This window comes from Acinetobacter sp. V91_7 (assembly GCF_031799075.1).
In the GTDB taxonomy this organism is placed as follows: Bacteria; Pseudomonadota; Gammaproteobacteria; order Pseudomonadales; family Moraxellaceae; genus Acinetobacter; species Acinetobacter calcoaceticus.
The window spans coordinates 1-21900 of the sequence record NZ_JAVQNT010000027.1; the positions used below are offsets into that span (position 1 = coordinate 1).

Annotated in this window: 19 protein-coding genes; 3 read left to right on the top strand and 16 right to left on the bottom strand. The window is 37.8% G+C overall.

Going from position 1 to position 21900, the window contains the following annotated elements:
- A partial coding sequence (locus RMB03_RS04250) for an acetolactate decarboxylase (protein WP_311074152.1) occupies positions 1-206 on the top strand: 206 nt, incomplete at its 5' end.
- A gap of 373 nt (positions 207-579) precedes the next feature.
- The gene (locus tag RMB03_RS04255) at positions 580-2190 is read left to right on the top strand and encodes a bifunctional 3-(3-hydroxy-phenyl)propionate/3-hydroxycinnamic acid hydroxylase (RefSeq protein WP_311074154.1); all 1611 of its coding nucleotides are present in this window, start codon (positions 580-582) and stop codon (positions 2188-2190) included.
- A 37-nt stretch (positions 2191-2227) separates the two neighbouring features.
- Here RMB03_RS04255 and RMB03_RS04260 read toward each other — a convergent pair whose 3' ends face one another.
- From RMB03_RS04260 to hcaE, 9 genes are all read right to left on the bottom strand, one after another.
- Positions 2228-3121: a LysR substrate-binding domain-containing protein gene (locus RMB03_RS04260; protein WP_311074156.1), complete on the bottom strand. Its 894-nt coding sequence runs from the start codon at positions 3119-3121 to the stop codon at positions 2228-2230.
- A gap of 1 nt (position 3122) precedes the next feature.
- Positions 3123-4313, bottom strand: coding sequence for an MFS transporter (locus tag RMB03_RS04265; RefSeq protein WP_311074158.1), 1191 nt, complete (start codon positions 4311-4313; stop codon positions 3123-3125).
- Positions 4314-4482: 169 nt separating this feature from the next.
- Positions 4483-5688, bottom strand: coding sequence for a 3-(3-hydroxy-phenyl)propionate transporter MhpT (mhpT, locus tag RMB03_RS04270; RefSeq protein ID WP_311074160.1), 1206 nt, complete (start codon positions 5686-5688; stop codon positions 4483-4485).
- 408 nt (positions 5689-6096) lie between these two features.
- Positions 6097-7317 carry a 3-phenylpropionate/cinnamic acid dioxygenase ferredoxin--NAD(+) reductase subunit gene (gene hcaD / locus RMB03_RS04275; RefSeq protein ID WP_311074162.1) on the bottom strand — a complete coding sequence of 407 codons (1221 nt, stop codon included), beginning with the start codon at positions 7315-7317 and terminating at the stop codon, positions 6097-6099.
- An 11-nt stretch (positions 7318-7328) separates the two neighbouring features.
- Positions 7329-8285 (bottom strand): 3-carboxyethylcatechol 2,3-dioxygenase, encoded by a 957-nt coding sequence (locus RMB03_RS04280; RefSeq protein WP_311074164.1) that lies wholly within the window; start codon positions 8283-8285, stop codon positions 7329-7331.
- A 62-nt stretch (positions 8286-8347) separates the two neighbouring features.
- Positions 8348-9163, bottom strand: a complete 816-nt coding sequence (gene hcaB / locus RMB03_RS04285) for a 3-phenylpropionate-dihydrodiol/cinnamic acid-dihydrodiol dehydrogenase (RefSeq protein WP_198079222.1) — start codon at positions 9161-9163, stop codon at positions 8348-8350.
- Positions 9164-9165: 2 nt separating this feature from the next.
- The gene (hcaC, locus tag RMB03_RS04290) at positions 9166-9492 is read right to left on the bottom strand and encodes a 3-phenylpropionate/cinnamic acid dioxygenase ferredoxin subunit (protein WP_005046830.1); all 327 of its coding nucleotides are present in this window, start codon (positions 9490-9492) and stop codon (positions 9166-9168) included.
- Complete coding sequence (gene hcaF, locus RMB03_RS04295) at positions 9492-10052, bottom strand: 3-phenylpropionate/cinnamic acid dioxygenase subunit beta (protein WP_045125554.1); 561 nt, start codon at positions 10050-10052, stop codon at positions 9492-9494. Before hcaF ends, hcaC begins: the two co-directional genes overlap by 1 nt.
- Entirely contained in the window at positions 10049-11452 is a 1404-nt protein-coding gene (gene hcaE / locus RMB03_RS04300; protein WP_311074165.1) for a 3-phenylpropionate/cinnamic acid dioxygenase subunit alpha, read from the bottom strand. Before hcaE ends, hcaF begins: the two co-directional genes overlap by 4 nt.
- Positions 11453-11716: 264 nt before the next feature.
- Here hcaE and hcaR point away from each other — a divergent pair, with 264 nt between their 5' ends.
- A complete protein-coding gene (gene hcaR, locus RMB03_RS04305; RefSeq protein WP_209830871.1) occupies positions 11717-12616 on the top strand; it encodes a DNA-binding transcriptional regulator HcaR in 900 nt (299 codons plus the stop codon).
- Between the two features lie 116 nt (positions 12617-12732).
- On the opposite strand, the gene RMB03_RS04310 is transcribed toward hcaR, so the two are convergent.
- The 7 genes from RMB03_RS04310 to aliA form a co-directional block, all read right to left on the bottom strand.
- Complete coding sequence (locus RMB03_RS04310) at positions 12733-13593, bottom strand: alpha/beta fold hydrolase (RefSeq protein ID WP_005046825.1); 861 nt, start codon at positions 13591-13593, stop codon at positions 12733-12735.
- A 185-nt stretch (positions 13594-13778) separates the two neighbouring features.
- A complete protein-coding gene (locus RMB03_RS04315) occupies positions 13779-15089 on the bottom strand; it encodes an OprD family outer membrane porin (protein ID WP_311074170.1) in 1311 nt (436 codons plus the stop codon).
- 417 nt (positions 15090-15506) lie between these two features.
- Complete coding sequence (gene dmpG, locus RMB03_RS04320; protein WP_005305792.1) at positions 15507-16526, bottom strand: 4-hydroxy-2-oxovalerate aldolase; 1020 nt, start codon at positions 16524-16526, stop codon at positions 15507-15509.
- 11 nt (positions 16527-16537) lie between these two features.
- Positions 16538-17443 (bottom strand): acetaldehyde dehydrogenase (acetylating), encoded by a 906-nt coding sequence (locus tag RMB03_RS04325; protein ID WP_311074174.1) that lies wholly within the window; start codon positions 17441-17443, stop codon positions 16538-16540.
- Between the two features lie 11 nt (positions 17444-17454).
- Positions 17455-18252, bottom strand: coding sequence for a fumarylacetoacetate hydrolase family protein (locus tag RMB03_RS04330; protein WP_311074176.1), 798 nt, complete (start codon positions 18250-18252; stop codon positions 17455-17457).
- Positions 18253-18698: 446 nt separating this feature from the next.
- Positions 18699-19994, bottom strand: a complete 1296-nt coding sequence (locus tag RMB03_RS04335; protein WP_311074177.1) for a DcaP family trimeric outer membrane transporter — start codon at positions 19992-19994, stop codon at positions 18699-18701.
- Between the two features lie 153 nt (positions 19995-20147).
- Positions 20148-21788 (bottom strand): cyclohexanecarboxylate-CoA ligase, encoded by a 1641-nt coding sequence (gene aliA, locus RMB03_RS04340; RefSeq protein ID WP_311074180.1) that lies wholly within the window; start codon positions 21786-21788, stop codon positions 20148-20150.
- Positions 21789-21900: the final 112 nt, after the last annotated feature.

Genomic DNA, 21900 nt, shown 5'->3' on the forward strand with positions numbered 1-21900 from the left:
GTATTAATATTGGAGGTTATCATTTCCACTTTTTATCTCAAGACCAGAAACAAGGTGGACATCTCTTAGCGTTTGAGGGAGACAATTTAATAGTAGAAGTTGCCGAATTGAAAAAATTTGATCTTGAAATTCCCCAAGATCCTGATTTTCAGAAATTTGATTTTTCCAAGCGTGATCCATCAAGAAAGATTCATAAAGTAGAGTAGTAATAACTTTTGCTGAAGACAGTGTAGCAACTAGCACTGTTTTCAGTAGATTCTTAAAAAACAATCTGTTTCTTTACTATTCATTTACTTGTTTCATTAAACTAAACGCTTAATGTAAATTGAATTGATCAAGTACTCTTAAATCCACTTATAAATTTTTAGATCTAAAAAACTATTCCATTATAATTTAAAACAATGATTGGATTTAAAAAAACTATTGCAAGAATATAAAAACTCTTTTAAATACAAAATATTAAGAAAAATTAAATATACATCCTCCTTTTAAAAATTCACTTATTAAACTATTGATTAAATTCAACCTTCTTTCAATTTTGATATTAATAAGAAAACTTGATAGTAAGGGATATTTACTGTGAATCAAACTCAACATCACACCACGGAAGTTGCAATTTTAGGGGCAGGACCTGTTGGATTAACAATTGCAAATTACTTAAGTAAGCAAGGTGTACAAGTTACTGTTATTGAACAATTAGATCAACTTATTGATTATCCAAGAGCCATTGGTATTGATGATGAATCATTAAGAACAATCCAATCTTTAGGATTAATTAAACAAGTTTTACCGCATACCACCCCAAATCATGCAATGCGATTTTTAACTCCCAAAGGACGTTGCTTTGCAGATATCCAACCGATGACTCGCGAATTTGGTTGGCCACGTCGTAATGCATTTATCCAACCTCAAGTTGACCGTGTTTTACTCGAAGGTTTAACTTTATACCCAACAACACAGGTATTTTTTTCACGCCACTTAAATAGTTTTACTCAAGACAAAGATCACGTAACTTTAAACCTCACTACAAAAGACAAAAAACAAGAAATTATTCAAGCACAGTACCTTATTGCTTGTGACGGCGGAAATTCATTTGTACGTCGTAATCTCAATATTAATTTTGAAGGAAAAACAGCGCCTAACCAATGGATTGTTATTGATCTTGCAAACGATCCATTAGCTACCCCTCATGTATATTTATGCTGTGATCCAGTTCGTCCTTACGTATCAGCAGCATTACCACATGGCATCCGACGTTTTGAATTTATGGTAATGCCGGGAGAGACCCAAGAAGAACTTAGTAAACCTGAGAATATCAATCGTCTATTAGGAAAAGTTTTACCTCATACCGATAATATTGAAGTCATACGCCAACGTGTATATACACATAATGCACGTATTGCAGATCGTTTCCGCGTAGACCGTATTTTATTGGCAGGCGATGCTGCACATATTATGCCTGTGTGGCAGGGCCAAGGTTACAATAGTGGTATGCGTGATGCATTTAACCTTGCTTGGAAAATGGCTTTGGTCATTAAAAAAGTGGCAAGCCCTGAAATTCTTGATAGCTATCAACTAGAAAGGAAAGACCACGCGCAAGCAATGATTAATTTATCCGTACTAGCGGGTCATGTACTTGCCCCACCGAAAAAATGGCAAGGTGTTGTTCGCGATAGTATTTCTTATGTATTGAACTACATACAACCCATAAAACGCTATTTACTAGAAATGCGTTTCAAGCCAATGCCAAAATATAATGAGGGAATATTGGCGCCATTTTCAGGAAAAAATACACCTGTTGGAAAGATGTTCATACAGCCTCATGTCCAGTTTGGAAATAAAGACAAAATTTTATTAGATGATGTCATTGGAAATAAATTTGCCATTCTCGCTTGGGGAGTCAATCCAACTTGGGGCATCTCACCCAATATTATGAAAAAATGGATTAAGTTAGGTATAAAATTTATTCAAGTCGTCCCTAACGTGCAATTAGATGCACCCAATCAAACTTCTAATGCAGATTTCATTACAATCGGTGATGCAGATAGTGAAATCCGCACTTGGTTCGGTCAAACAAATCAATCTATGGTGATATTACGACCTGACCGTTTTATAGCAGGTCTTGCTATTCCCCAAACAGTGAATAGTATAAGTGAAGAACTTTTTGAAAAAATGCATTTAATTAACTAAAGTTTTTTAAGCCATTCTTTTGAATGGCTTTTTTATATTAACTAAAGTCCAGATAAAATTGTTTTTTAAGTACATCTAAAATCAAATCTATAGCTTTATTAACATGATCTTTTCGATAAGAAACATATAAACCTATCATCGGCAATGGTTCTATAGTCTTTTTAACTATAATTTTATCTCCTAATAGAGGAATCACATACTGTGGTACCAAGCTCCAACCAATTTCAATTCCGACTAAATTAACGTTAAGTAAGATATTAGTTGAGTGCTGTACAACAGCAACGTTAAGCTTAGTTTTTTTAAAGAAGTTATGAATAATTCGATAAAGTTCTGGCGATGACTCTTCATTGCAAATCACAAAATCATGTTGTTCAAAACTTTTTATACTAATGCGTTCCTGCTGAGCCTCTGGCGAATTTCTGGGAATAATTAAGGTAAGTGGCTCTTGAAATACCTGAATCGAAACCAGTTCATCTGAATCAGTTCCATAGCGAGTAAAAGCGATATCTATTTCGCCTTTTCTAAGCGCTACTAGTTGTTCATCATCCGTAAGGCTATGAAAATCAATTGTTAATTCTGGGAAATGTGCTCTTATATTGGGCATGATATAGGGGAAGATTTTCATTTCTGCCGCTGGAACAAAACCAATATTTAATTGTTCTTGTTCAACTTTAGCAGTTTGTTGAGCCAAACTAATTGCTTTCTCTGTATGTTCTAAAATGATTAGAACTTCTTTAAAAAAGACTTCTCCTGCTTTGGTCAGTTCAACTTTTCGCTTACTTCGTATAAAAAGCTGAACCCCTACCTCTTCTTCTAAATCTTTAATCTGCTGGCTAAGAGAAGGTTGCACTGTATGCATACGCATTGCTGCCTTAGTAAAATTCAGCTCTTCAGCAACCGCAACAAAGTAGCGTAAGTGACGTAATTCCATGTCATATCCTAATTATTGTCTTTCCATCTTTATTACATATCCAACGATATAAAAATAAAGTAATTATCGTAAGGAGTGCACACAACTGGTAAGTTTTTTCATAGCCTATTTGGGCAATAATTAATCCTACCAAAACTGAACCAATGGCCATTCCGAAATCAAATAAAGTAAAAAAGGTTGAAACAGCATGCCCTATTCTCTTTTTCTCAACCGATTGTATTGCCATAGTTTGAAAAATAGGGAAAAGGGATCCGTATCCCATTCCTATGAGTACCGCCGCCAACCAATAGCCCCACTGTGTTTGCATCCAACTAACTAAAAATAAGCCTATTGAAAAAAGGATAAATGAAGGGTAAACCACGGAATTGGCCCCTCTTTTATCATAAGAGTAACCTACCCAAGGGCGTACTATAATCATTGATATTGCAAAGATAATAAAAAATATGCTGGTCGCAGCTAATAAGCCTTTTGTTTCACTATAGACACTAATAAAGCTCATAATGCTTGAATAAGCCATTGCAGTAAATAAAGCAATAACGCCGATAGAGATCACCCTTTTTTCAAAGATATCGTCAAATGTAATACTCCGCTTTGCAGAGATGATCTCCTTATCTTTTAAGGAAGAAACGGGAATAAGAAAACAAAAAATTAAACCTAAACAAACAATGAATGCTAAAAAGGCAAATAAATTATAAAAACTGGTGTAACGTATCGTAGCTAATGCGATCATTGGTCCAAAAACAACAGCCAGATTCGTAGACATTACGAAATATCCCATACCCTCGCCCTTTCTATGCTCAGGTATAAAATCATTCACTATAGGCACTATTACTGTCGTCAAAATGCTAAACCAGATCCCATGCACACAACGAATAAGCAATAAAAGCCATAACTGATTTGCCCATAGATAACTTAATGCCAGAAGTGCAAATAATAATGCCGAACCTCGTAAGGCATATTTTTTACCTAACCGATCAATAATTAAGCCAGAAAAAGGACGAGTGATAATAGATGAAACCAAAAATAAGGTTAACGCCAAACCAGCCTGACTGATTGAACCGGATAATTCTTTTAAAATATAAAGTGGCAATATTGTGAGTAATGCATAGTAATAAATGAATAAAAAAAGATTGTTCAATACACACAGAATAAATGAACGATTACAAAGCTTTTCCTTGGTAACTGAATACATTTTTCTTACTCAATATAGATGATTAGTAAAACCGTAATTCGACTCATATGCTCGATATAGTTATGAACTTACTAAAACATTCGGATGATCAAATTTGAAATTTCACTCAAATAATGCCAAATATGAAAAAAGCTCCTAAATATGAGCTTTTTTCATTGTGGTATTCAAATTATTGGGCCTGATGTAATTTGCGAATCACCAAAAGCATCAGTAATGCTGAAATGATAATTCCAGGGATGGCAGCAGAAATTACGCCTGTAGCACCGCTTCCCATCGCGAGTAATTGTCCAGCAATCGCAGGTCCTAACATTGCACCAATACGCCCAACCGCTGCGGCACTCCCTACACCAGTTGCGCGAATCTCAGTTGGATACACAATGCTACCAAATGCATATAAAACACCTTGCCCACCAATTGTAAATGTTCCCATTAATGCTGCGGCTGCATACATCGCAGTAAGACTACCGGCTCCATTTAAACTAAATAAACCAGCTAAAATACCTATGTACATCAATATAATGACATAAGCTTTATTCCAGCGATCAATCAAAATACCCAAAACAACCGTACCTAGTGCAGCGCCCATTTGGAAAAAGACTTGAGCTAAACTACCCTGTTGACGAGAGAATCCTAACTCCATAAAGAGAGATGGCAACCAACTCAACATGATGTATACAACCATCAAGGTAAAAAAATAGCTTGCCCAAAGTAATAGTGTCTGCCCTGCATAGTTATTTCTAAATAGATTTTTAAAAGAGCTTTCTATGCGTGTAATAGATTTATCCTGAAATCTAGTTTGTAAAAACTCCCGTGACTCCGGTAAAAATTTGATCATAAGTGGAAGTACAAGAAGAGGAACGATTCCACCAACGTAAAAAATTGTTTGCCAATGTCCACTTACATCGTAGGCTGCCAGTAATGACACCAATATGGCTCCTATTGGCATACCACAATACATCAAACCTACAGCACGCCCACGATTTTCGCTAGAAACAGCTTCTGAAACTAGAGCAATTAAATTTGGCATTGCAGCCCCTAATCCAGTTCCTGCTAAAAAACGTACCAACAGCAACATATAGAAACTATTTACCCAAACGGTGCAAAGGGTAAATACTGCAAAAATAGCGACAGCCCCGATTAACACCATCTTACGACCAATGCGGTCTGCATAACGCCCACCAATTAATGCACCGGGTAATAACCCCAATATTCCGACACTAAAAAAAATACCGAGTTGAGAGCTATCCAGACCAAAAGATTCTCGAATACCTACAGCTGCGATACCTGCTGCCTGAATATCAATCCCTTCAATCACAGCAATTAAAAAACAAATGACGATCGTAATAATAGAGTGCTTATTTCCTGCACGGTCCATAGAAAAATCCTTTTCTACTAGTTTAAAAAATCATTCACCATCATTTCTTAACTGCTTTTATTTCTAAATTAGCCTTAAGTTCTATAATTTCATAAAAAAATTAAAAAACATTTACTACATTTCACTTAAATACTTTAGTCTTATAGAAACAACCTATAATAAAATTAAAATAAGCATACATTTCAATTGCTTAAATTTAAAAAATAAAATTTAAAATCCAAAAAACATATTAATCACTCAACAAAAATAAAATCTATTAATAGCTAAAAATTATAATGTAGTTAAAATTAAGTATTAATAACATCCACTCTTGTAAAATATTTATGATTAACCATAAAAAAAACCGCCATATAATCATGACGGTTTTTATTTTCAATATTAAATAAGCTTTTAGTATAACAACCCTAATTAAATTAATTTGCGTAATTCAATAGCCACATCTAGCAACTTTTCTTTATCAAAGGCGCTAGAACTAGAAACCAATTTTTTTAAATGCCTAACATCTTTAGCTTGATTAACAGCAATACCTGCTACAACGATACCTTGGTCTAACCCAAATAAGGTGAATCCAACATTTTTGTCTTCTTGCGGATTCATATTGCCTCGTATATGCCATTCTTTTGCAGACATATCGCCAACGAATTGAAAATTAATATCATATTGATCTGTCCAGAACCATGATGGATTAGATTTAGGTTGCGCTAATCCCATGACATGACGAGCAAAAGTGCCTGCTTGATTATTGGCATTTTCCCAAGTTTCAATACGGGCATAATTACCATCTGCACGCAACTGAGTTGCTACATCACCAGCAGCATAAATATCTGGATTCGAAGTTTGGCAGTTTTCATTCACTTTAATGGCAAAATCGACGTCTAAACCAGCATCTATGGCCAATTGAGCATTCGGTACAATCCCAATGCCATATACAACAGCGTCGGCGATCAGCTCTTCACCACTTTCCAATATTACAACTATCTCTTCTCCACGTAAGGTGACATTGGCAATTTGCACATTTAAGTGAATATCAACCCCTCGATTACGGTGTTCATCAAGTAAAAATTGGCTAATAATTGCTGGTGAACGTCCCATAATCATTGGACTTTGTTCAATTAAGGTCACCTGACAATCTTTAAAACGAGCACTTGAAGCTAATTCAAGACCAATAACCCCACCGCCTACAAGCAAAATGCGCTTCCCTGCTTGAAAGACTGGAACCAAGGCTTGTGAATCCTCCAAATTCCGCAGGGTATAAACATGTTTACCGACTGCATCTAAAATTGGAAGACGACGAGGAGCCCCACCTGTCGCGAGTAATAACTTGTCATAGTGAATACTTTCACCATTTTTCAAAATCACTTGATATTGTTCAGGCTCAATGCGTACAACTGCATTGCCTTGAATGGTCTCAACACCTAAATCTTTCAATTTTTGTTGTGATAGAATTTCAATTTTGGTCTGTTCAGGCCTTAAAATCATATCTTTAGATAAAGGGGGACGCTCATAAGGCAGATGTGATTCATCTCCAATCAAAATGATTTTACCGTCGTATTTGTTATTACGTAGTTCCAGAATAGCACTTGCACCGGCCTGTCCAGCACCGATGATGACAATAGTTTGAATATTCATCGTTTTATCCTTTATTTCAGCTCGGCAGATACAATGCCAAAACCAGCAATCCATTCACTGATAGGTTCATAGCAATGTAAGGTCATCTCATAATCGCCAACAGCTTCTAATGCCGCAAAAGCAGCCATCCATGTACGAACTTCTTGCCCACCACGCCCACCTTCACGGCGAATTTCATCTTCAGTCATATTTTCAAGCGCAGCAAAGTCTGCATTTTTGAATTTTTCCAATAACTGTTCGTCCCACTCTGGATTAAGTGGAACAGATACGCTCTTGTCACCTGCTGCCAAACGCTGTCCCACTGAAATGATTTTGGCCTGACGTGTATTACGAGCTTCAACAGTTGGGTTACGTCCGGCAATGAGAAACTCTTCAACCTCTGGTGGTGCAGAGCCCATTTGAGGAGTGGGTGGATCGTGTGAAAGTCCACCTGTGCCCAAAATCAATATACGTTCATTTTCTAGATTAATTGAGTTGATGAAAGCCCCAACCGCTCGTCCTAAAGCAATCGTTCGTTTTGTCGTAGGCATTGGCGCAGCAGCACCATTAATAAATATTGGAATAGTTGGGTAACGATTAAGTTGACCATCACATAAAAAATGCAGCGGTTGGGTTACGCCATGATCCGCTTGCATACGATATGAATATGCAACATCCACACCTTCATCAAGTACACGTCGAATTAAACCCAATGCTTTGTTTTCTGGCACATTAAGCTCACCCGGACCATAATTCCAATCACCTGCCGCCGTCGCACGTACCCCCACGCAGAAACTCGGCATCAGGTCATAAAAGAAGCCGTTAAAATGATCGGGCCCAAAAGCAATAATTAAAGTGGGGTCGTATGCTTTGACCTCTGCTGCCAGTTTTTCAAAAGTATGACGCACCGTTTGTTCTTGTTGTTTTTCTGCCGGAGATGCAAATTCCATTAGCGGGCTATGAGAAGCACAAATAAGTTTAACAGTCATGATTAGCTCCGAAATAAGACAGTTTTTAGCTGTCTTATTAGTCCATTAATATCGGATTAAAATTAAGCATCAAAAAAACCAGCGTTCGCTTGGCGTAAGCCACGAATGCCTAAACCACAGTCAGCATTAATGAAAACACCGGATAATGGTCGGTTATTTTGACGTGATGCGAGCAATACATAAGAACCAGTCATGTCTTCTGGTTCTGGTAAGAATCTCAATGGCATACCCTGCCCAATTTTTTGGGGATCGCGTGCATCAAGTAATCCTAGATTTTCCTGCCCAAGGGATGCGGCACCTTTCACATTGACATTCATGCCTGATGGAGCAACTGCATTCACACGCACTTTCGGTGCCAGCTCATAGGCCAGTTCACGCACTAAACCTACACCAGCATGTTTTGATGCGGTATAAATTGGACCACCACCAGATGAATAAAATGCTGAGTTAGATAAGGTAAAAATCATCGAACCTTCAGTTTTGAGTAACTCATCTAAAGCTGCTTTTGCACCAAGCAAATAACCCTTCGTGTTAATACTCATGATTTCATCAAAGGCTTTATCTAACTGTTCGCCACTCATGTTAACGATGTCGGCATAATGATCCCAAATACCAGCGTTACCAATAAAACAGTCCAGTTTCCCAAAACGTTCTACTGTAGCCTGCACAGCGCGAACGTTATCCTGAAAATTAGCCACATCTCCATTAATCGCCACAATTTTGTCACCATAGCGTGCAATCAATTCATCTATTTTTGATTGAGACCGTTGCAACACACCAACATGCGCACCCTCTTGTAAAAAGCGCTCAACCAACGCAAGCCCTAGTCCCGAACCACCACCAGTAATTAGTGCAACTTCACCCTCTAGCCAGCCCATCATTACGCTCCTGCCATTTCGACATAAAGTGCACCATCTTCAATCACGACAGAGAATGTCTGAATCGGATCAGTTGCTGGTACACATTGTGGTACGCCAGTTTTCAAACAAAAACGTGATGCATGAAGTGGACATTCAACCGTGCCATCATCCTCTAGGTAGCCTTCTGACATAGAAGCATTACCATGACTGCATTTATCATTCATGGCAAAAAACTCACCATTGAAATTGAACACTGCAAGTGCAGCAATATCACCTACATTACAATCTACTTTCAGCGCTTCGCCTTCATCCAACTCATCAATCTGACAAACGAAAATCTTATTCATTAGAAAAACACCGTAATATTGTGAGAAATCAAAGTCGCTTGATCGAGGGTGATATCGCGTTTAGCAATTTTCCAACCTAAACTACTGCTATCATCTTTTCGAATCAGATCAACTCGTTTACCAACATAGGTCAATACGTCTTTTTCTTTTTGCGAGCGATAAAGCAAATAATTACTAAAAACTTGATATTCATTTGCTTGTGCAGTTGCTTCGACCCGAATATTAGTAATCAAGTGACGAGTACGTGATGGCGGTTCTTCGGACCACGACATTCCTGTTTCTAATTTTGCTACGCGACGCTCTAATACAAATTTGTCGTCGTGATAAATCCATGTTGATGGTGGTGCAATACATTTACGACGATCACGTGTTTGCGCATTTGTCGTCGTTTTGAGCGTATATAAAATATCTTCGCTTAAGATGTCCAACCAATCACGGAATTTCCAGTCATCTAACAACTGTGCTTCTGCATATAGAAACTGACTAATGTCGTGGTGAAGTTCCAATCCAATAGAACGCCATACTGGCTGTGGTTTTAATGAGTCAATGATCTGGTTCATTTCACAAGCTCCTTCTCATCCTTTTTAGCCGCTTTTTTCAAAAGCTCTTGCTCATAAACCTCATCTGCCCGTTGTACGTCTTCCCATTTTTCATGCATCAACAGGTTTGCCCAATGACGATACATGCCACGTGCAGCTGTTTCAGAAAAAACATGGTTAGTAATACCTGGAATACCATCTTCACGGTATTTTTCATTGCCAAGACCCATTTCCATAATGAGTTTGCTTTTTCGCGCTTTATAACCACGTAACACTTTCTGGATCTCAATCCAGTTTTCACCATCGTCTGCTTCAGCAAAACCAGCTGGGCCAAATGCTCGACAAGCATTCAACTCCATCGCTTCTTTGATGTGCTGCGGTGCTGCTTTGTCCGTGATACAGAATGCCCAAACTTCAGTTTTATCTGGTCCACGTGGATGCCAGATACGCATCGTCGTCATACCATTCAACCAAGACAAAGTTGGGAACATGGTGTTATGGCCTGCCAAACGCAAAGCACGAGTGTCGCCCAAACGCTCTTTTGTTTCTTCATAGGTTTCACGGAAATAATCTGCTACTTGACCATCAACCCAGAAATTGGCATCTGGTTTTTCAGTCAGGAAGAAACCTGAACCATGGCCACGTTGCCCATATTGCACACAGCTTTCTGCTGTTTCCCAAACTGGACGTGCCGTTTGTGCTGTTCCTAATGCTTTAGAAGCATCATCATTTGGTTTACCACCTAAAACTTGTACTGCAGAGGCATGCGAGTACGGCGCGTGGTATTGATCAGAAGCAAACTGTTCTGCTGCAAATTTCCAGTTGCAGTTAATTTCCCATTTATGAATACCACCAATGACTTCCGAGCCACCTTCACGGCGGTCAATCATTGCATCGAGATACCAAGCAATATCACCCATATAATCAAGTAATTCAGGTGTGTCATCAGCCCAACATCCAAAAACCAAACCTTTGTAGCTAGCAACACGTGGAACTTCTTGCAATCCCCATTGTTCTTTACAAGCCCCATGTGGAAAAGCGATACCTTCCAATGGAATATCTTTAAGAGAACCGTCAATGCCATAGGACCAGCCATGATATGGGCAGGTAAACGCACGCGTATTACCACAGTCAGCATAGCTAACCCGCATAGAACGGTGACGACATTGATTTAATAATGCTTTAATAGAACCGTCTTTTTGACGTGTAACAATAATTGGGTCCTCACCCATATACGTATTGAAAAAGTCACCTGATTTTGGAATCTGGCTTTCGTGACAAAGAAATAACCAACAACGTCCAAAAACACGCTCTAACTCTAGTTCGTATAATTGTGGATCTGTATAGATAGTTGGCGAGATACGTCCATTTTGTGCATCGACTAAAGCATCGATTTCACACACTTCAATTTTTCCATTCATGAGAAGCACTCCTGCTGCCGCCAAAAACGCACAACATAAAATTCAATTTGAATGGATAATGATTTTTTAACTGTTTTAAGTGAAATATTTTATTTGTTTCAAATTAGACTTTTTATGAATTATTCATTATAGATTTTAAATATTAAAATTAAGTTCGACTGATACTGATCAGTGGTTTTATAAACGGATTTATGGTTTTCAAGCATTTAGCATATTTTATTAACTATCCAACGTTAATAATAGGATTTTGGGATCACAACTGATATGGAATTACGTCATTTACGCTACTTTGTAATGGTGGCTGAAGAACTCAACTTTAGTAAAGCTGCACTTCGCCTCTACACAGCTCAACCATCATTAAGTCAACAAATTAAAGACCTTGAGGATGAGGTTGGCGTTACATTACTACATCGCACTAAACGTAAAGTTGAACTCACTGAAGAAGGTAGTGTATTTCTTGAACAAGCCCGTCTGACTTTAGCTCAGGCGGACAAAGCAATTTCAATGGCTCGTCAAGTTTCAAAATTTAAAAAACAACAACTGACCATTGGTTTTGTTCCAGTAGTAGAAATGAAAGTTTTCCCGTGTGTTCTTCCGAGTTTACGCATACAAAATCCAAACTTAAAAATTGAATTACGGAGCATGAATAATACTGAACAAATGGAAGCCTTAAAGAAAGGTGAAATTGACATTGCCTTTATGAGAGATAACTTAAATAACGATGAAATTCAGAGTCAGTTTGTATTACGTGAACCTCTAATGCTATTGCTTCCCCGAGATCACCCACTTGCTCAGTACGAGCGTATTCCAGTGAAGCTTTTAAATAATATTGATTTTATTATTCCATCGTCAGAACAGTCGTCGATTTTACATAATACAATTCTTAATTTTGCTGAACTTCATAAAATTAAATTTAATATTGTGCAAACTGCTCATAATATTTTATTTAATATTAATTCAATAGGAATGGGATTAGGTTGCGGGATCTTGCCTAGCTATATAGAGCCGCTTACTTTAAATAATATTGTCACTAGACCTGTTGATGTCGATCTACCTTTTTTAGATTTATTTGTAAGCTATCGCAAAGACGCAGAATCTTCTGGGGTTAAAGAATTCATGGATTTATTAAGTAAAGTTTTTTACTTAAATATTAACCAGATCTAACTTATCTTATTTAATACAAAAGTCTAAGATAAAATGACAGGGCTCAGCAAAAAACCAAATTTTTTAATTTAAATACAGGAAGAATAATAATTTATCCTTCCTGTATTTTTTATATTTTATTTAACATCGTGTACTGCTAAATATTGTTTAATAATCTGGTTAAATTCTTGTGCTCTTTCAACTTGTGACCAATGACCACATTGACTAAAAATATGTGCATCAGCATAAGGTACAATATTTAAAATATCCCATGTACGAGATACAGGAATAACTACATCTTGCACACCATGAATGAGTAGTACAGGAACTTGAATCTCTTTCATCTTTTCAAAATCAAGCGGGAATTCAAAGCGGTCACGGTCTCGTGCACCAACAACATCCATCAATCGATCTGATGCGTAGTCATTTTTTGCTGAGTCAAAACGAACTTTAACCAATTCATCTGTGACTAAAGACTTATCAACCACAAACATTTCTAAAGTTTTACGGATACCAGCTTCTGTCAATTCAGGATTAGCATGTGCTTTAAGTGCTGCCGTCTGCTTAGCACCACCCGTTCCCATTGATACAATACCCAGTACACGCTCTGGGTAATCCAATATAAACTGGAATGCTAACCAACCACCTAAAGAATTACCTACTAACCAGGTTTTTTCAATTCCTAAAGCATCTAATACACGGACTGCATGATCTACCCATGCACGGATACCGTAAGCAGTCCCTTCTGCAACAACAGTTTGTCCATAACCAATCGAATCAATCGCAATACAGCGTGCCTGCTCAGCAATTTGTGGTAAGTTCAACCACCAGTTTGCTGCTGCTGAAACACCAGTACCCGAACCATGTAAAAATAAAATTGGAGTACCTTCTCCAAGCTCATGATAATGAGTAAGCTCGCCTGCTGCTGTTTCAATCCATTTGTCTTCCAAACCAAAAAATGGATCTGTTTTATATTCGGGGATTTGTACTGTGCCCATGTCATTCCTCTTACAATTTATACAGCTCAACTAAAGATTAAGCTGCTTTTAGTAGGCCAAATTTTAAATGCTTTACTCACCCATCTTACCTGTTCACAGCGCCTAAACTGATACTTGTTTACGATGAGGTGATACAAAAAAAATATTAATAACCATTTGTTATTTAAATAAATATTTAAAAGTATTTAAAATTTATAGGTGTATGTCGTTGCAATACGATGTTCCTGCAAATCACTTGCCTGGCCTGCAATATTGTCGAAGTTCACATCGATATACATCCACTGAAAACCTAAGCCTTGTAACTTCCCTTCTGGCACTATGTAATTCAGAATAAAGTTGAATTCATCTTCTTTGCCTTTGCCTGTTAATGCACTTGATTCATAAGCTGAATCAATGCCCCAACCATGCCAATATTTTGCAGTGGTTTTTAAACCTTTAATGCCAAGATCACTAAAATCATAGCTATAAGCCACACCCACCGATTTCTCATCTTTACGGATAAAGCTCGCAACTGACCAGTTATCCAAATAAGGCTGAGGTACCCAACCTGCGAGGGATGGGAAATATGGTGCGCCAGTTGCTGCACTCGAGTTACTACCATGGTCACCAAACATTTGCTGATAAGATAAACCTACGCTGTGTGAGCCATAAGTTAAGGTTGAGCCTATAGACAATGCCTGATTATCAATATCACCATACAAGGCATCTCCCGACTCTGCATTGTCGAAAAAACGTATGTGTGAATCGACTTTTAACTTGTCATAATTGTTTTTATAGTTCACACCCAAGTAATTTTGACGATAGATATTCGTCACATCGCCATAAAAGTAACTTGCAGACCAGTTTTTATTTAATTGGTAATCTATGCCCGCAACATACATCCCATCAGTTCTACCATCATTATTTAATGCTTTAGGCCATAGACCAAAATCCATTGGCTGATTTTCATAACGGGCATTGATACTATCCAAATAACCTAACGTTAATTTGGTGTTTTTAAGATCTTTTGACTCTAGCCATACCCCATTATAAGTGGTCAATAATTGACGTGATGGATCAAAATGAATTACTGGTGTTACAGGTAAAATTTCACCAATTCGTAATTCAGTTTGGCTGATTTTCGCTTTAAGATTTGCTCCTATTTTTCCAAACTGGCGCTCTTGTTTTCCTGTGCCTGTACCAGAAATCCCACTGTACGGCAGAACCCAATCGGCATTACGGTCACGGCCATCCAAACGCACGGCGTACTGTGCTAATACATCAACACCGAGGTGTAACGCCCCAAACTCTGCATAGCCCGATTTTGCATCCAGTGTCACAGCTTGCGACCAACTCCCCCAGTTTTTTGCGGGGGTGTCATCATACTGACGATCTAAATAGAAGTTTTTAAATTTCAGCTGAACCTGACTATCTTCAACAAAGCCAGCATATGTGCCAGTAGCCCCTATTGTTGCTATTGCGCAAGCCATTGCGATCCATAACGTTTGACGACGCATTGCGTACTTCCTTTCAATCAATCCATGAAACCAAGCCCTATCATGCTCAACTCCATTTTTATGAAAAATTCGACTAGAGTATTAAGATATTTTTCTTTTTAAACTCAATGCTTTAAAAAAATGTTACTTTTCCAGTAATGACGATTTTTCACAGATCACTAAAAACGATTAATCACCTCCTAAAAGCCAGAATAAGTATTTGTTATATATCTATTTTTTATTAAAATAGCTTTATTTATATTTGCTATTTTTAATTTTCTAATCGTTTTTTTATTTAAATAGAAACTCATCCAATCAAAAATGATGTTCATCCATTTATAGAAAATAACGCTTATACCCAAGTTATTTCATCTAGATCAAATCAGTAGATGAAAAAAAGCACTCTCGTGGAGTGCTCTTTTTCATTTGTAAAAAAACTTATGCGCTCATTACTTTCGCTTTTGACATGGTCAAGGCAAGATCTTCAATCATATCCTCCTGCCCCCCAACCGTACCACGGCGACCAAGCTCTAATAAAATTTCACGTGCAGAGACACCATATTTAGCTTCGGCACGTTTTGCAAACAACAAGAAAGAAGAATATACACCTGCATAACCTAACGTTGCTGCATCACGATCGGCACGAATTGGGTTTAGCATCATTGGAATCACAAGATCTTCTGCAATATCCTGTACTTTAAACAAGTCTACGCCTGTTTCTATTTGCATACGATTTGCAACCGCAATAAATAATTCAAGCGGCGTATTGCCTGCTCCAGCTCCTAGACCAGCTGCCGCCAAGTCGACCCGAATTGCGCCAGCGTCAACCGCAGCAACAGTATTGGCAACGCCCATACCCAAGTTATGGTGACCATGGAAACCTAACTCAATACTGCTATCAAGTTCTTGACGAAGTAACCCAACCCGATCGGTAACATCTTGTGGCAACATGTACCCAGCAGAGTCAGTGACATAAATACAGTTAGCACCGTAAGACACCATTTTTTTTGCTTCTTCTAGCAAATGTTGTGGCGATGCCATATGTGCCAACATCAGAAAGCCAACTGTATCCATTCCCAATTTTCGTGCGGCAGTAATATGCTGTTCAGACACGTCTGCTTCTGTACAGTGTGTTGCAACACGAATGGTTGAAACACCAATCTCATGTGCCATTTTTAAATGATCAACTGTTCCAATGCCCGGCAATAACAACGCTGACACCTTAGCATTTTTCATGCGTGGCACAACAGCAGATAAATACTCTTCATCTGTTGCAGCAGCGAAACCGTAGTTAACGGAACTCCCACCTAAGCCATCACCATGAGTCACTTCAATTAATGGCACACCCGCTTCGTCTAACGCGGTTGAAATGGCAATCATTTGCTCAACTGTAGTTTGATGACGTTGTGGATGCATCCCATCACGTAACGTCATATCATGCACAATAATCTTAGACATACGGTTTCTCCTTAAACAACTTCAGCTTTTTGATTAGATAAAACGCGTTCTGCAAACATTTCTGCAGTACGCGCAGCTGCCGCAGTCATAATGTCAAGATTACCTGCATATTTCGGTAAATAATCACCTAAGCCTTCTACTTCAAGAAACATAGAAACACGATTGCCATCAAATACAGGTCCATTCACCAGTTTGTAGCCGGGTACGTACTTTTGTACCTCTTTAATCATGGCATTGACTGATTCCGTAATTGCAACTTGGTCAGGTTCTCCACCAACTAAACAATGTACTGTGTCACGCATCATTAATGGTGGTTCAGCCGGGTTAATAATAATGATGGCTTTACCTTGTTTGGCACCACCAACTTTTTCAATTGCTCCAGCAGTTGTACGGGTAAATTCATCAATATTTTTACGCGTACCTGGCCCAACCGATTTAGTCGAAACCGTTGCAATGATTTCGGCATAGTTAACAGTCTGTACCCGTGAAATTGCCGCGACCATTGGAATAGTTGCTTGCCCACCACAAGTCACCATATTCACATTGGGTACTTCACCCGCATCCAACAAAGCTTCCAAATTCACTGGCGGAACACAAAATGGACCAATTGCCGCAGGAGTCAAATCAATCATTAACACCCCAAGCTCATTGAGCTTGCGACTGTTCTCTGCATGCACATATGCTGAAGTTGCATCAAAAGCAATTTTGATATCATCTTCAAGTACATGAGGTAATAAACCGTCAACCCCTTCAGCCGTGGTTTTTAAACCCATTTTTTCAGCGCGAGCCAATCCTTCGGAAGTAGGATCAATTCCAACCATCCATACTGGCTCCAAAACTTCACTACGCTGCAATTTATACAACAAATCTGTTCCAATATTTCCTGGACCAATTAAGGCACATTTTATCTTTTTCATTTCCTTATCCTTTATTCAGCAGCAAAGCATGCAACAACTGAATTGAAGCCTTCAATTTCAACTTTAAACTCATCCCCAGGATGAGCCACCACCATTGGACCCAATGCCCCAGTCAGGACAATATCTCCTGCTTGTAATGGACGTCCGCGTCTTACCATTTCATCTGCTAACCAAACTGCTGCATTCAATGGATTCGCTAAACAAGCTTTACCAACACCTTGCGAAACGACCTCATCACCACGAGTCATAATCATTTTGCAGTTAACTAAATCCAGTTGATTAAGCTGTACTGGACGTGAACCCAACACAAAAGCTGCACTTGATGCATTGTCAGCAACCGTGTCAATCAATGAGATTTTCCAGTTCTCAATGCGACTATCAACTATTTCAATAGCCGGTAAGGCATAGTCAGTTGCACTAATAATGTCTGCATATGTATGTCGGGCTTGGGTTAAATCCTTTTTGAGTACGAGCGCAATTTCAGCTTCAACTTTTGGCTGAATCAACTTACCCGCTGGAATAGTTTCGCCATCGCCATATGCCATATCAGCAAATAACATCCCAAAGTCAGGTTGATCTACGCCGAGTTGGGCTTGTACCACTTTAGAAGTTAGGCCAATTTTTCGACCTACTAAACGGCGCCCTTCCGACAGTGCACGTACAGTATTGATTTCCTGTACTGCATAAGCGATATCCACATTTGCCTGTTCACCACCGAGCTCAGTGCGAATAGGAATAATCGCAGTTTGTGATAGTTCAGCTTGTCTTAAGGCAAAAGCAACTGAATCAACAACAGCAGAATTCGACATCAATATTTCCTTAAACTGCAAAATTGAACGTATACTGCGTTACTGAAGGTATAAAAACGGAATACGGAGTTCAGGCAAAGTTAGACACAACAAATCCCTTGTATTTTCCGAGACAGCTACCTACTGGAACGTGTACATAAAAACAGTTTAAGAATGGAAAAATCCCCATCTAAATGCCAATACTTATTTTGTTTCATATAATAGTTTTTATTTATAATCGGAACAGAATACTTTTAAAGGTTTGTATTAGGCCTACGAGATAACTATGTTAATCTACAAGTTCTAAAAACTCTTCTGTCTTTATAATTGCCAATAAAATATCATTAATTCTAATGAAGAAACCAACTTAAACTATAGGAAGTAAAATATATTTATAGCTCCTACTAATACTAATTATTTAATTAAAAACTAAAGGTAGCAATATACTACCTTTAGTCTAAAACACTTTAAAAATCATAAATAATAGTAGCATTTATGCGATTATCAATTCCTTCTTGATCATTAAAAGTAGTTCGTTGTCCATACATATACTCAAAACCAATATTTATTGCTTTTACTGGTGTATAAAAAGCATTGATCCATCCCTCTATTAGTTCTTTATTTTGAGTCGAATCATTTTGTACTAGTTCAGAAAATGAATTACTACTATTAGCACGCATATAACCTAACCCAACTGAAGATCGTATCTTAGGGGTGATTTTTTGAGTTAACCCAACTGTTAGTGTGTCAAATTCATTTGGTTTAATATGGCCATTTCCGTCAAATACATAAGCATAGTTAGACCACAGTAAATTTTTAGTATCCCCCTTAATATGATTGTAATCAGCACGGATTAACGTATTCGGGGTTACTTGCCATTTCCCACCTAAAGCGGCCCCCCAAGCAATAAACTCATCATGATCACCTGCTGAGGTTGCTTTTTGAGTCAGAAAGACTCGACCAGAAAGTGCAGATCCATTATCAAACTTGTAATTTAGACGTCCTGTTGCTGATGGTAGTCTCAGCTTTGCATTAGCATCCGTTTTAAAGTTCTGTGTACCTGTAGTCGTAACAGTTTCAGACTTAGGATCTTCAAGGCTAACTGCAAAATTCAAATGTGAATCCACAGGATGACTATATTTTATTTGAGATACACGTGTTAAAGAACCACCTACAGAAAGTGCTGCATCTACTGTTTCTGGAAAATACTCAATGGCATTAAAGTTTGACCAAGTTTGACCAATTAACCAGTCATCAAAGGTAATATAAGCATGACGAAGGCGGAATGTATCACGCCCCGCTCCACCAAAGAAATCCATCTCTAGCTTACCACCAACTTTGTGATCCCAAGTACTAGGTGCGGTAAAATTAAAACCAAAACGAGTCGCATTTAAGGTACTTTGGAATTTATCAGCATTATGTGTTTCGGCTTCGGTATGCTTCAAAGGTACGGTACTGATGTTATTATACATCGCACTAGGACCCTTAATTTGATATGAAGCATCGGCACGAATATTTCCATACAACTCAAATTCCGCCCCACCTTTAGTCACAAGGTGTTTAAGATCCGATGAACTAGTAGATGACGTAGCTACTACTTTTTTATCTTCATTTTGTTTATCAAACTTTGCTTGTAATTCTTGTATTTGCTGCTGAAGTTTTGCAATTTGTTCTTGAGTAACTTCTGCATAACTCGATGTGGCCATAGCAAATATTGCAAGGCTTAGCGCACTTCTATAGAATAATCTTACTGATTTATTCATGTTAAAACTCCATTTTTTGTGAATAGTCATCCATAAAGCAGTTTTAGGCATCATGCCTAAAAGATTGCTTTATTTGGTTTTTAATAAGGAACATAGGCCTCTCACCACAAGCAGCTTATGTTTTCCTTATATTTATTAAAGATGAGTAGGTTATTAAGAATTAGACGTTATCATTTCTCTTAATTTAAATTTTTGAATTTTCCCTGAAGGTGTCATTGGAATCTCATTCCAAACCTCTAGGCGCTCTGGGATATACTGCACAGCAAGTTTATGCTGTTTAAGAAAATCAACAATTTCTGGAAGCTCAATAGACTCCCTATGTTCTTTTAATTTGATAACTGCACAAGCACGCTCACCAAGACGTTCATCTGGATATGAGACTAAAGCAACGATAGCTATATCTGGATGTTGATAAAGTAATGACTCAATTTCAGCAACCGGAATATTCTCTCCTCCACGAATAATAACGTCCTTATTTCTTCCACAAATTCGGATGTACCCTTGCTCATCTTGATATGCTAAATCGCCAGTATCAAACCAATCATCATTATCAGTAGCATTCAAATAAGGACGCTTAAGATATCCCCCAAAATTTGAACATGTGCGAATCATTAAAGCGCCTGGTTCATTAACTCCTTTCTCTTTACCATCTTGATCAATGATTTTAATTTCAACACCAGGTAAAGGTAACCCATCTGTATTAAATGACCTTTCATCATCATCTTCAGGCCTTGTCATGGTCACGGCACCACACTCGCTCATGCCCCAGGCAGAAATTACTTTTACTCCAAGATTATCTCTTGCTTTTTTCACTAAAGGACCGGGAATCGGTGCACCTGCACAAAGGAATGTTTTTAATGAATGAAATTTTTTGTCGCCCTCTGATGCAGCAGTCGATAAATCATTCAAAAAAGGAGTTGAAGCCATTGTGAATGTAATCTTATATTTATCAATAATTTCAATTGCTTTATCAACATCCCAAATATCTTGAAGAACAACCTTAGCTTTTAAAATAACAGGCATAATAAGACCGTACATAAAACCAGTCTGATGCGCCATTGGTGATGCCATCAAGATTACATCTTCATGATTTAAATGTAATCGCTCAGCATAAGGCACTATATTTGCAAACAATGTGTTTGCCGTGTGCATTACACCTTTGGGTTCACCTGTTGTTCCAGATGTAAAAATTAATTGTGCGATATCATCAGCATTAATTTTTATATCATTTAGTGTATTTAAAATTTGGGGATCTTTATCTAATTCGTGATTGAGTAAAACATCTCTAAAATTGTTTTCTCCATCTCCATCAATAACAACAACATGTTGTAAGCTATTAATATTTTTTTGAAGTTGATATGCCAATTGCTCATAATCAAATTTACGAAATATTTTGGGAACAATAAAAACCTTACTTTCACTATGCTTTAACATAAATGTAAGTTCACGTTCACGAAAAATTGGCATTAACGGATTCAAAACTGCACCAATACGTCGACATGCAATATAAAGTAAACTGAACTCCCACCAATTAGGTAATTGACATGAAACAACATCATTTTTTTGTATACCTAATTTTTTTAGTCCAAGAGCAATTTTATTGGAAGTATGTAATAACTCGCGATATGTAAAAGTTTTCTCTGGTTGACCCTCCTTTATACTAACCAATGCTGTTTTATCCGGATATTGATGTACAGCATCATTTAACGATTGAAGAATGGTTTTATCCAACCAATATCCTTGTTCAATCATTTTTTTTCTTCGCTGTGGCAAAAGTACTGCATCGAAATCCATTCTTTAACTCCTTGTTATATTCTTTCCCTGATTTATAAACGACTACCAAGATCATTTTTTAAAGTTGAAGCCCACCCAGTGACTAAACATTTTGTTTAGCCACCTTCAATAA

Coding starts and splice junctions, on each gene's coding strand:
- RMB03_RS04315 (WP_311074170.1), bottom strand. CDS start 15,089: ATGCGTCGTCAAACGTTATGGATCGCAATGGCTTGCGCAATAGCAACA.
- RMB03_RS04330 (WP_311074176.1), bottom strand. CDS start 18,252: ATGTCGAATTCTGCTGTTGTTGATTCAGTTGCTTTTGCCTTAAGACAA.
- hcaE (WP_311074165.1), bottom strand. CDS start 11,452: ATGAATGGAAAAATTGAAGTGTGTGAAATCGATGCTTTAGTCGATGCA.
- RMB03_RS04280 (WP_311074164.1), bottom strand. CDS start 8,285: ATGACTGTTAAACTTATTTGTGCTTCTCATAGCCCGCTAATGGAATTT.
- hcaB (WP_198079222.1), bottom strand. CDS start 9,163: ATGGGCTGGCTAGAGGGTGAAGTTGCACTAATTACTGGTGGTGGTTCG.
- RMB03_RS04335 (WP_311074177.1), bottom strand. CDS start 19,994: ATGAATAAATCAGTAAGATTATTCTATAGAAGTGCGCTAAGCCTTGCA.
- RMB03_RS04265 (WP_311074158.1), bottom strand. CDS start 4,313: ATGTATTCAGTTACCAAGGAAAAGCTTTGTAATCGTTCATTTATTCTG.
- RMB03_RS04260 (WP_311074156.1), bottom strand. CDS start 3,121: ATGGAATTACGTCACTTACGCTACTTTGTTGCGGTTGCTGAAGAGCTG.
- mhpT (WP_311074160.1), bottom strand. CDS start 5,688: ATGGACCGTGCAGGAAATAAGCACTCTATTATTACGATCGTCATTTGT.
- dmpG (WP_005305792.1), bottom strand. CDS start 16,526: ATGTCTAAGATTATTGTGCATGATATGACGTTACGTGATGGGATGCAT.
- RMB03_RS04325 (WP_311074174.1), bottom strand. CDS start 17,443: ATGAAAAAGATAAAATGTGCCTTAATTGGTCCAGGAAATATTGGAACA.
- hcaD (WP_311074162.1), bottom strand. CDS start 7,317: ATGAATATTCAAACTATTGTCATCATCGGTGCTGGACAGGCCGGTGCA.
- hcaR (WP_209830871.1), top strand. CDS start 11,717: ATGGAATTACGTCATTTACGCTACTTTGTAATGGTGGCTGAAGAACTC.
- hcaF (WP_045125554.1), bottom strand. CDS start 10,052: ATGAACCAGATCATTGACTCATTAAAACCACAGCCAGTATGGCGTTCT.
- RMB03_RS04310 (WP_005046825.1), bottom strand. CDS start 13,593: ATGGGCACAGTACAAATCCCCGAATATAAAACAGATCCATTTTTTGGT.
- aliA (WP_311074180.1), bottom strand. CDS start 21,788: ATGGATTTCGATGCAGTACTTTTGCCACAGCGAAGAAAAAAAATGATT.
- hcaC (WP_005046830.1), bottom strand. CDS start 9,492: ATGAATAAGATTTTCGTTTGTCAGATTGATGAGTTGGATGAAGGCGAA.